This is a genomic window from Pseudoalteromonas sp. LC2018020214 (genome assembly GCF_016598755.1).
Taxonomy (GTDB): domain Bacteria; phylum Pseudomonadota; class Gammaproteobacteria; order Enterobacterales; family Alteromonadaceae; genus Pseudoalteromonas; species Pseudoalteromonas distincta.
On record NZ_CP066804.1, the window covers coordinates 1,249,916 to 1,261,799 of the forward strand.

Consider the following 11,884-nt stretch of genomic DNA (forward strand, 5'->3'; position numbering starts at 1 on the left):
CAGGGAGAATCAAATGTTAAATAATCAAGTTTCAAAGGCAGTTCGCTTAGCGATTGCATTTGGTGCAGTATCTACTGCTGCATTTTCGGCAAATACGTTTGCTGCAGAAGAAGAAGTTGTAGAAAAGGTTGAGCGTATTCAAGTAACTGGTTCACGTATCAAACGTACAGACCTTGAAGGTGCTTCTCCTGTAGTATCTATTACTTCTGCTGATATCAAATTAGAAGGTGATTACACCGTTGCTGATGCGCTTCGCTCAAGCTCATTAAATTCATTCGGTTCGTTTTCAGAACGATCTGGTAGTTCTGCTCAATCTCAAGCAACTATTAACCTACGTGGTGCTGGTTCTCGTCGTACTCTAGTACTTCTTAATGGCCGTCGTTTCCCAGGGTCACCAACATTAGGTGGTGCTTCTGCTAACCTTAATGCTATACCAATGGCTGCTGTTGAACGTATCGATATTATGACTGAAGGTGCATCTTCTATTTATGGTTCTGATGCAATGGCGGGTGTTGTTAACGTTATCTTAAAAGATAATTTTGAAGGTTTAACGTTTAATATCGGCGCAGGCCACCGAGATCAAGATGAAGGTACTACTTCTACAGAATTTTCTGTAACTGGTGGTGTTTCAAATGACAAAGGTAATATTACATTCTCTTTCGATCACCAGTCTCGTAAAGGTATTTCAGATGCTGACCGTGATTACACTAAAGCGCAATTAGGCGATTTAGATGGCGATGGCGATATTGAAGCATATACTGCTGATACTGTAGGTTGGTCATACTTTGGAGCAACTGTACTTTCACCAGATTTTGCTACAGCGTCAGCTTCACTACTATGTGATGATTTAATCTCTGAGTACGGTGAAGATACATTCCGTCGTGTTGATGCTAACGAAGATTGGGGCCCAGGTTCTGATTACTGTATGTATGCGTTTGCAAATGTATCTTACAATACAGCATCAATCGACCGTAACACTTTATATGTTAGTGCTAACTATGAATTAACAGATGATATTGAATTTTTTGCTCAAACTATGTTTGTACAAAACTCATCATTTGGTCGTTACGCTCCTCCTGCAGCTGCATGGGAAAATATGTCAGCTGATAACCCTCATAACCCATATGGTGAAGACGGTGCATACGGTTTATTCCGCTGGGTTGGTATTGGTACACGTGATGGTAATGTAGACGATTACAACCAAGATTTAACTGCTGGTTTACGTGGTGATTTAGATTGGAATAATGCTTCTTGGGAAGTTTATTACCACCACAATAAAGCTGATAACAAATCAATCGGTGAATACTACCTTTCTTATAGTGGTTTAGCGTACAACGAAGCTAATGATATTGACTTAGGCTCTGATGAAGGCATAGCCAACATGAAGTCAACTACATCACAAAATTCAGGCTCTACTTTTGACCAATACTTCGCTGGTTTAGGCTTTGATTTATTCGAATTACCTGGTGGTGCAGTTGCACACTATGTAGGTGTTGAATACTTTGAGCAAACTTACGAAGACATTTACGACGGTCAATCTGAAGCTGGCTTAATTGGTGGCTCTGCTGGTAACTCTTCAATGGGAGATCGCGATGTTACGGCTATCTTCTTCGAATCAGTACTACCAATTTCTGATACAATAGAAGTTAACTTAAAAGCTCGCTACGATGATTACTCTGACTTTGGCGACAATGTTGCTCCGGCAGTGTCTGCTCGTTGGCAGGTAGCTGATAACGTAGTTATCCGTGCTTCTTACTCTGAGTCATTCCGTGCTCCGGGTCTTGATTTACTTAATGCTGCACGTACTTTCTCTGCTGAATCTGCAATCGATTTCAATAATGGTTCTACTACATCACGTCAGTACAACACATATTATACGCAGAATTCAGAGCTTGAAGCGGAAGAGTCTGATTACGTCAATTTAGGTGTCGCTTGGGATGTAAACGATAACTTAAGCTTTAAGTTAGATTACTTCCAGCTTTCAATTGACAATGTAATTCAATCTAAATCTCTTCAAGGACTATTATCTGATGAGGCAGCTGGCTTAATCACTGCGGTAGGTGTTGATGCTGATACTGATAATGAAACTTTCTACCTTAAGCGCTCAGCTTCTGGCACTCTAATTGAAGCTGGTACTTCTTACTTCAATGGTGCAGGTTTTGAGATTGAAGGTTTTGACTTTACAATTAATGCAAACCTTGAAACAGAATTTGGTGACTTCCGCTTTAGCAACGTTAACAGCGTAACATTATCTTACGATTCAGAGGTTGGTGGTGTTGTACAAGACACTTCTGGTTGGTCTGGCCAACCTGACCTTAAGTCAGTTGCAACAATTTCTTGGTCATTTGAAGATCATACAGTATCGTGGAATTCAACATATACAGCTAGTACATCAGAGTTTGAAACAGCTCCAGTAGATACTAATGGAGATATTGTTGAAGGCGCTAAATACGAATCAGAAGGTTCGTTAGATAGCTGGTTAATCCATAACTTAACTTATAGCTATAACGCTGGTCCATACGGCGCTGTAACTCTTACAGTCAGTAACGTAACAGATGAAGACCCTGTACTTTCTTCAGCTGGTACATGGGATAACCAAGACCTTTACAACAACTTTGGACGTGATTACCGTCTAAACTACTCAATTAGCTTCTAATATTAATTAGAAACAGGTTGATATATAAGGCTGAATTTATTCAGCCTTTTTTTATGGGGATTTTTTATGGAAAATTATTGGAGTGAGTATTGGTCTCAAGGGTATTTAACTTCATTTGGGCAGGATATTAAAAAAAACTATACAGGCAAGCTCAAGCAGAGCTGGACAGGTTTTGCTACTGAGCTTAGTTCACAGTGTAAAATACTAGACATAGGCACAGGCAATGGTGCACTGATACAGCTTATACACGATAGTAGTAAAGATCAGCTGAGCTTTATTGGTATTGATAAAGCAACAGTGGCAAAGAGCGTTACAGGCGTGCCCAAATCTAGTCTTTTATCAAATGTCAGTGCGGAGTCCTTACCTTTTGAAAATAATGAATTTGATGCGATAGTGGCTCAATTTGCAATTGAATATAGTGAGCTTTTGATAAGCATTCCTGAATTATTTAGGGTATTAAAACCTGGCGGGTTATATCAGATTGTTTGCCATGAAATAGACTCAGATATAGTTAAACCAAATATGCTTATATTGGAGTCCGCTGTGCGTGTACGTAGTGACTTGTTAACTCCTTTAAAACAGCTAATTGATGGGCTGAAAAAAGATGATAATGTTCAGGTCGACAACTTGATAAAAACAATAAATAACCTTATCCAGATTGAAAGACAAGTACACCCTCATGCGGTTAATGGAACACGGTATCCTGACTTTTATCGGTTTATTTTGAATAATAGGAAAATTGATTTAGACCGCGCCTATCAATTATTTACCCAAGAACTCGAAGGGCTGATCTTTAGGTTAAGTGACTTAAAGCAAGCGGCGTTAAACTCTAAGGATATTAGCCAGTTGTTATTGTTAGGCGATAAAACATTTAAAGAGGCTTTAGTTGACTCTAATAATGAATATATCGGAACGCTTTACAAAGGACGCAAATAGCTAGCCCCATCACTCAAGTTTGTTCTGTTCTGTGCATCAATAATCTAGCAGCTTTGATGGTGCTCCAAAGGCCATGCGAGCTGCAGCTCCCGCTCCCCCTGCTTTTTGTCGACTTGTTAAACATTGTTCTTGGTCACTTTGTTATTTATAAATTTTAAATTACCTTGTTAGCACCTTTAAAAATGTTAATAAGTAGCAGTATTTTAGGTTTTATTCTTAAAAATGCATTGTTCCGATTGTTGGTATATTCATATTTTATCTTCTGTCCCTTTTATCGAAATAAACTAATATTAATTATATTTAAATTGATGTGAATTATTGGTTTTTAATGTGTTGACTATGTTTATATGTTGATACTAACATTAACAAAAGAAGCGATACTTTCACTTCTTAAGCTATTTATTTAATGGCTAAAATAATAAATATATAAATAAAATTATTTCAGGGAGAATCCAATGTTAAATAACCGAATTTCAAAAGCGGTGCGCTTAGCGATTGCTTTTGGTACGGCATCTACTGCTGTATTTTCAGCAAGTTCAATTGCTGCTGAAGAGGGCGTTGATAAGGTAGAGCGTATAGAGGTTACCGGTTCACGAATTAAACGTGCAGATCTTGAAAGCGCTTCACCAGTGAGCATTATTACTACCGAAGATATGAAAGTTCAGGGTATTTCAAATATTTCCGATGCGTTACAAAACCTTACCGCCCAGTCGGGCGGTTTAACTGCTGCTGTAAATAATGGCGGTAATGGTAATGCAACTGTTAACTTAAGAGGTATGGGTTCTTCACGTACACTGGTACTTGTTAATGGACGTCGTATGATTGCCTCTGGTACTGGTGCATCTTCTACCGTGGATCTTAATGCCATTCCTTTTAGCGCTGTAAAACGTATAGAAGTTTTAAAAGACGGTGCATCAGCTGTCTATGGCTCTGATGCTCTTGCTGGTGTAGTTAATATTATCATGCGTGATGATTTTGAAGGCTTTGAGTTAGATGCCAGCTACGCAGAAACAGGTGAAGGTGACGGTGACGAAGCTAGTTTAAGTAGCACCTTTGGTGTGAGTAGTGATAAAGGGAATGTTGTTGTAAACGTTGGTTTTTACGATCGTGGTACAGTGCGTGCTAGCGACCGTGATTATTCAGCATGTCCATACGCTGAAAGTGGCGGTGAGCGTTTTTGTGCCGGTTCTGGTAACTCTTTAGGTATGAATGCGATCTTAGATGATGGCAGAAGAGTTCAGTTTGAGCCTGGCGGTAACGGTTCATCAACTGATACTGGTTATCACACATATGTGGGTAGTGGCGAAGGCAACGATACCTATAACTACTCTTCAGCTTCATACTTATCTACGCCTGCAACTCGTTATAATGTGAGCGTGTTAGGTAATTATGAATTAGCAGATAACTTAAACTTTTTTGCAGAAGCGTACTATACAAACCGTACCTCAACGCAACAAATGGCGCCAGCACCTATAAACTACACATACAGTGTTGATGGTCGTAGTTGGGTATTAAGTCAAAATCCAGATGTTTACCCATTCTCAGGTTTGTATGATTTTGCAACTCCTGGCGACAATGTTGACATGTTACCACTGCGCCGTATGTCAGAAATGGGTGGCCGTGTATTTGAGCAAGAAGTAAATACTGCACAATTTACAACTGGTTTAGAAGGCTTTATCGCTGATCAATACGCTTGGAATGTGTTCTATACATATGGTCGAAATAGCGCTATTGACCGTTCTAAAAACTACATCAACGTAGATAAAATGATAGCGTCAGTAAATGAAAACTGTGAAGGTGTCTCGGTAACAGGTTCGTCTAGTGACTATACGGTTACAGGCAACGATGCATCAGCTCCATGTATTAACTACTTCGGTGAAGGTGCTCTTTCACAGTCAGATGCTGATTACTTGCGTTACACTGATCAGGGTACTTCAGGTACAGAAATGCACCACTTAGGCGCTTCAATTTCGGGTGATTTATTTGAAATGCCTTCTGGTGTTGTTGGCTTTGCATTTGGTCTAGAGCACCGTGAAGAATCAGCATTTAATCAACCAGATGCATTCTCTTCATCAGGTATCGGTTCAGGTAATGCAGTACAGCCAACTTCTGGTGGCTACAAAGTTGATGAAGCATATGTAGAGCTAGTTGTTCCGCTATTGGATGACTTACCAATGGTTCAGTCTTTAGATTTAGAAGCTGCGCTTCGCTACTTTGACTACGATACGTTTGGCTCAGATACTACTTACAAGTTGGGTCTAACTTGGCGTATGACAGACGAAGTTATGCTTCGCTCTGTATTATCAACAGCATTTCGTGCACCAAGTGTAAGTGAGCTTTACGGTGGTCAATCAGATAGCTTCACCAATTACACTGACCCTTGTACTGGTTTTGGTGGTGCTGGCTTTGATTCAAGATACCAAACAGCCTGTGCTTCTGATGCAGCATCAGGCCTAATCCCTTCTAATGGTACGTTTGCTCAAAACAGTGGTCAACTTCGTGCGGTTGTTGGCGGTAACCCAGACTTAGGTCCTGAAACTGCTGATACATTTACAGTTGGCCTTGTTGTTGAGCCTATTGAAGGCCTAAGCTTTACTGTTGATTACTACGATATTGAAGTAGATAACGTAATAAGCTCTGTTGGTATTACGACTAAGCTAGATAAGTGTTATAGCGCGGGTGAAGAAGGTGGACAAGGTGGTTCTTTTGCACTTTGTGAAGGTGTTGTACGTGATGCAACGGGTAACTTTGACGGTACTCCATCACTTGATCAAAACCTTTCTACTTGGAATCTATCGGGTGTAGATTTCAACGCTCAATATAGCTTTGACGCTGCAGGCTTAGCGTGGAGAGCTGATTGGGAAGCTTCTTACATATCTAAATGGGAAGTACAAGAGTTTGCTGGCGAGCCTATTCAAGATTACGTAGGTGTGGCATCAAGTGGTTCTGGCTCAATTCCTGAGTGGAAACATAATGTAAGCTTACGTGCAGCCGGTGATGATTGGACTGTTTCATACAAAGTGATGTATGTAGATTCGCTTGTTACGGAATCAGTTGCATTATTTGATGGAGACCCTGCGGATTACTATTCACCAGAAGCAGACTCGTTTGTATCGCATACACTAAGTGGTACTTACCAACTAAACGAGCATGTATCTTTACGCGGTGGTATAGATAACCTAACAGATGAAGAACCTCCATATTACAGCGATTATGATGATGCCAATACAGATACTACGTTGTATAAGTACATCGGTCGTAACTTCTTTGTAGGTACAACTATTTCATTTTAAGCATAAGCTTTAATGCTAAGGCCGGTATATTATCGGCCTTTTTATTATTTAAGAGAACATATGCAAAGCGAAGGCATGTCATTTCAAGATGTAAGTAACTTAATCCTTAAGGAAATTAATAATAATAATTTCCTTAAGGCATTAAAAATTGCTAATTCGATTAAAAGTAATGAATCAAGTATTATAGCGCACCTTCATCACTTAAAATCTATAGCGTATCAAAAGAAAAAAGATTATATACTGTGTTTATCTGAGATTGAAAAAGGCATTAAACTCAATCCACGTCACTTTCATTTAAATGTAAATAAAGCAAAGTTATATAACTTATTGGGTGAACCTGATAAGTCAATAAAACAATATTTAAATGTATTGGCTATATATAGTGGCGATATAGAAACACTTTATAATATCTCTGTTTTGTACTTTAAAAATAATGAATTTACTAAAGCAAAAGAATACATTGATAAAGCATTTGCACTATCACCTCAAAATGCAGTTATTCTCAGTGCAAAAATAAAAACATACTTAAAGCTTGATAAGTTTACAGAGGTCGATAGGCTTACAGATGATTATATTCGCAATTTTGGTGCTGATGCTAGTATTCTCAATAGTAAAGGGTTAGCTTTAAAAGCTTTATGCTTTTGGGATAAAGCAATTATAACTTTTGAGCACAGTTTAATATTAAGCCCAGGTTTAGTTGAAGCTAAAAAAAATATGGCCAGTTGCTATCACTTAGCCGGTAAGTTTAAAAAAGCCAAAGCAATATATACAGAACTAACAACCATCAACCCGCTAGATTTAGACAGTCATCATTGGCTAAACCAAATGTTATGGGAAACGGCAGACTCTGGTTTTCTATCCTCATATAGCCATGCTTTAAAAATAGTAGGAAAAAATACTGCACTTGAAGCTGAGCTTGCACAAAAGCTTTATACATCAGGTAAGCAAGCTGAAGCATACAAAATAGCAAAACAAATACTCTCTCAAAGCAATTGCCCTCAAAAGGCGTTTTCTATAGTGGGTGATTACGAACGTGAAAACAGCTTCTTTGATGAATCTTTAGAGACCCATTTAGCTGCAAGTAATAGGTTTAAGAATAATCACGCATATATAGAATTAGCCAAAAGCTATATAGCGATAGATAAACCAGCTCAAGCATTGGATATTATAAATAAGTTATTAAAACAAGATGAATATAACCAAGAGTTCTTGTGTGTTAGAAGTACAGCACTGAGATTACTAAAAAGCGAACTTTACTCATATCACTGCAATTATGACTTATTTGTTATGCAGGAAAAAATATCAACACCTATTGGCTTTGTTTCTATAGGCGATTTTTTAAGTGAGCTTACAGATACACTAAGGCAGTATCATTATTACCAAAACCATCCTTTAGAGCAATCTTTAGTGAATGGCTCTCAAACGGCAGAAAAGTTATTTGACTACCAACTGCCGATACTCAAATTACTTAAGCAGGAGCTATACGAGTTAACATCATGCTTTTTATCAAGGCTTCCAAAAGATAACCAACATCCTTTTTTAAAAAGAAATGTTGGTGATTTTAAAGTGACTGATTCATGGTCGGTAATTTTGAAGGGTAAAGGTTTTCATAAAAATCATTATCATAGCCAAGGCTGGATGAGTTCACCATTTTATGTATCTATACCGACGCTGATATCTGAATCAACCAATCAAGAAGGGTGGTTAAAGCTAGGTGAGCCTGGGTTTAATATGCACACTAAGCTTTTACCTGAGAAAACATTAAAACCCGAGGAAGGCAAACTTATTCAATTTCCATCCTATTTTTGGCATGGTACTAATAGCCTAACTAGTCAAATGGAACGAGTAACAATTGCTTATGACATACTCCCTCAACATACTTAAATTAAGGACAAACAATGAAACATCTCTATATCGTATTATTAGTAATTTTAGCTTCAGGTTGCACTAGTGCTTCAGCACTTAAGGCCAGTGAAAGTGATGGCAAAATATGTAAACTCGAAAAAACAACAGGTAGCAACATTGCAACAAGAGTGTGCAGAACACCTGAGCAAATTGCTTATCAAGAAAAAATGAGCCAAGAGGCTATGAGGGAGATGACCCGTGGCAGTGTAAAAATAGATAAATAAACTTTAAATTTATAAATTTAATATCTATTACTATACTTATTTTATGCTGACTTCCCATGCTAAAGTATTTTCTTTTATACCTTTTACTCAGGAGTAAAATTGCTCATGGAAAAAATAACTACTTAGCATTATACTAAGTAGGAATATTTAAATAATTCCTATCACACAATTTAGCGAGATATAGATGAAAGAAGTCCGATCTTTTATTAAAACAGCATCATTAACAGAGCTTGAAAAAGCTCAACAGCTTATCAATGATGCAATTTCAAAATATACCCAGCAGCAAAAAGCGAAACAGGAAGTTTTGGATCTTTTAAAAGAAAAAGGACTTACGCTAGAAGATTTACAAGATGGAGCATCAGACAAGCGCACTAAAGTTAAGCCTAAGTACCGCATGGAACTTAATGGTGAGACTATTGAATGGACTGGCCGTGGCCGTCGTCCTAAAGCGTTTGAAGGTGTTGAGCTTGAAAAGTTTTTAGCTTAAAGCTAAATATAAGAGAAGCTTCGGCTTCTCTTTTTTGTTTACCCCTCAATAAAATATAATTAAAGTTTAAAACTCCCAGCTATTATTTGCTAAAATCTCTTCACTCGAACCTATTTGTTTTCCCATGAGCTATAAACTAAGACCTTACCAACAAGAAGCCGTAGAACGCACCGTTTTACACTTTAGAAAGAGTAATGATCCTGCCGTTATTGTACTACCAACCGGCGCAGGTAAGAGTTTGGTTATTGCTGAACTTGCGCGTATAGCTAAGCAAAAAATATTAGTGCTTGCTCATGTAAAAGAGCTGGTAGAGCAAAATTCGCAAAAATATAAAAGTTTTGGTTTAGAGGCGAGTATATTTTCAGCAGGCTTAAAAGAAAAATCATTAAACCATCAAGTAACCTTTGCCAGTGTGCAATCACTTTCTCGTAATTTAAATAAATTAAATGAGCATTATTCATTACTTATTATTGATGAATGCCACAGGGTAAATGGGGATAAAAAAAGTCAGTACGGTAAAGTAATAAACAGTTTAAAAGAGTATAACCCTCAGTTAAAAGTATTGGGTTTAACAGCAACACCTTATCGGTTAGGAATGGGGTGGATATACCACCACCATTATCATGGTTTTGTTAAGGGTACTCAAGAAAGTCCGTTTAAAAGTTGTATTTTTGAATTGCCGCTCAGGTATATGATCAAACATAATTATTTAACGCCGCCTAACGAAGTTGATGCAGCAATTAGCCATTATGATTTTTCGTCCTTAGATAGCAATGCATTTGGGCAATATGCGACTGATGACATGAATGCGCTTTTAAAAAACAGTGAGCGCGCAACGCAGGCTATATTACAGCAAGTAATTCAATACAGTGAAGAGCGCGAAGGTGTTATGGTTTTTGCCGCCACGGTAATGCATGCCCAGGAAATATTAAGCTACTTGCCAGCTCATCAAAGTGCACTAATCACAGGTGATACGCCAAACACTGAGCGCGATAAAATCATTAAGCAATTTAAAGCTAAGCAATTAAAGTATCTAGTTAATATATCGGTACTAACAACCGGCTTTGATTCGCCACATGTCGACTTTATAGCTATTTTAAGACCTACAGAATCGGTTAGTTTATATCAACAAATTGTGGGGCGAGGTTTAAGGTTATCTGAATCGAAAACGGATTGCTTAGTAATAGATTATGCTGGCAATGGTTTTAATTTATTTCACCCAGAGGTAGGTGATAAAAAAGGCGATAGTGATAATGAACCTGTGCAGGTACTTTGCCCAGGCTGTGGGTTTGCGAATATATTTTGGGGTAAAACAGACTCCATTGGCAAAGTAATAGAGCACTTTGGCAGGCGTTGCCAAGGCCTGTTAGAAGATGATGATGGGCATAAAGAGCAGTGCGATTATCGTTTTAGGTTTAAAGAATGTGAGCAGTGCGGCGCCCAAAATGATATTGCTGCACGTAAATGCCATGATTGCGGCGCGGTAATGGCCGACCCTGATGATAAGTTACGCAATGCATTAAACTTAAAAGACGCACTTGTGCTTCGATGTAGTGGGTTATCGGTAACTCAAATTAAAGATGAACTTATTAAAGTAACGTATTTTGATGAAGATGGCGCAAGTTGCGATGAGGTGTATAACCTCGCAAATAAAGGCGGGCAATTTATATTTAATAAGCAATTTGGTCTACGAGTAGGACTTGGACAAACACCTATTAATTTTAAAACTGCAGCGCAAGTAGTAAGCGCACAATTTGAATTAGTACCACCAGATTTTGTTATTGCACGAAAAAGCAAAAAGTATGGCTGGAAAGTGGCTGATAAGCTATTTGACTATAAAGGCAATTTTAGGAAGGCAAATCAGTTAAGCCGTTAAGCTTAACTGATAGAGTACATTGGACTAATACAATTAAAAGGCAATTAAGCTTCGTCACCGTCCATTAATCCCCAGCCGTCACCATATCCATTAAAGCTATTAGCAATGCTTTCAATGTATTGCTCAGCTTGGCCTAAAAGGGTGTGCTCTGGCACCATTTGTACTTGAGTGATTACTTCCCAAACGCCAGTGTCTTTACATTTTTCAAGCTCAGCCTTTTGAACTAATGCATCAGAGACTATTTCTTTAGCAAATTTTTCAGCATCGGCTTCTTGTTCAAATAAAATAAAAAAATCGACTTGGTGCATTTTATTTAAATCAATGCCAGCAGCGGCTATTTCGGCTAAAAGTTGGCCGTTATCATCATCAGGGAATTGCATTAAAAACTCATTTAAAATTAATTTTTTATTCGTAGGCACTATTGTAACTAAAATATTGTCTTAACGCGTACTAATTTTAATTATGCTGATACTTATTCAAAGTTAAATTTACGCGTTAGATTGTCAT

8 protein-coding genes are annotated in these 11,884 nt (G+C 38.0%); 7 read left to right on the forward strand and 1 reads right to left on the reverse strand.

Annotated elements, in window-relative coordinates:
* Window positions 1-13 precede the first annotated feature (13 nt).
* The 7 genes from JG479_RS05465 to JG479_RS05495 all read left to right on the forward strand — a co-directional run bounded on the left by JG479_RS05465 (window position 14) and on the right by JG479_RS05495 (window position 11,377).
* The gene (locus JG479_RS05465; RefSeq protein ID WP_200220101.1) at window positions 14-2,656 is read left to right on the forward strand and encodes a TonB-dependent receptor domain-containing protein; all 2,643 of its coding nucleotides are present in this window, start codon (window positions 14-16) and stop codon (window positions 2,654-2,656) included.
* A 66-nt stretch (window positions 2,657-2,722) separates the two neighbouring features.
* Window positions 2,723-3,592 carry a class I SAM-dependent methyltransferase gene (locus tag JG479_RS05470; protein WP_200220102.1) on the forward strand — a complete coding sequence of 290 codons (870 nt, stop codon included), beginning with the start codon at window positions 2,723-2,725 and terminating at the stop codon, window positions 3,590-3,592.
* Between the two features lie 455 nt (window positions 3,593-4,047).
* Window positions 4,048-6,885 (forward strand): TonB-dependent receptor, encoded by a 2,838-nt coding sequence (locus tag JG479_RS05475; protein WP_200220103.1) that lies wholly within the window; start codon window positions 4,048-4,050, stop codon window positions 6,883-6,885.
* 60 nt (window positions 6,886-6,945) lie between these two features.
* Window positions 6,946-8,769: a putative 2OG-Fe(II) oxygenase gene (locus tag JG479_RS05480; protein WP_200220104.1), complete on the forward strand. Its 1,824-nt coding sequence runs from the start codon at window positions 6,946-6,948 to the stop codon at window positions 8,767-8,769.
* 14 nt (window positions 8,770-8,783) lie between these two features.
* A complete protein-coding gene (locus JG479_RS05485; protein WP_200220105.1) occupies window positions 8,784-9,014 on the forward strand; it encodes a hypothetical protein in 231 nt (76 codons plus the stop codon).
* A gap of 184 nt (window positions 9,015-9,198) precedes the next feature.
* Entirely contained in the window at window positions 9,199-9,501 is a 303-nt protein-coding gene (locus tag JG479_RS05490; protein ID WP_002958250.1) for an H-NS histone family protein, read from the forward strand.
* 124 nt (window positions 9,502-9,625) lie between these two features.
* Complete coding sequence (locus JG479_RS05495) at window positions 9,626-11,377, forward strand: DEAD/DEAH box helicase (RefSeq protein ID WP_200220106.1); 1,752 nt, start codon at window positions 9,626-9,628, stop codon at window positions 11,375-11,377.
* Window positions 11,378-11,421: 44 nt separating this feature from the next.
* On the opposite strand, the gene JG479_RS05500 is transcribed toward JG479_RS05495, so the two are convergent.
* Window positions 11,422-11,757 (reverse strand): ribonuclease E inhibitor RraB, encoded by a 336-nt coding sequence (locus JG479_RS05500; protein WP_002958248.1) that lies wholly within the window; start codon window positions 11,755-11,757, stop codon window positions 11,422-11,424.
* Window positions 11,758-11,884: the final 127 nt, after the last annotated feature.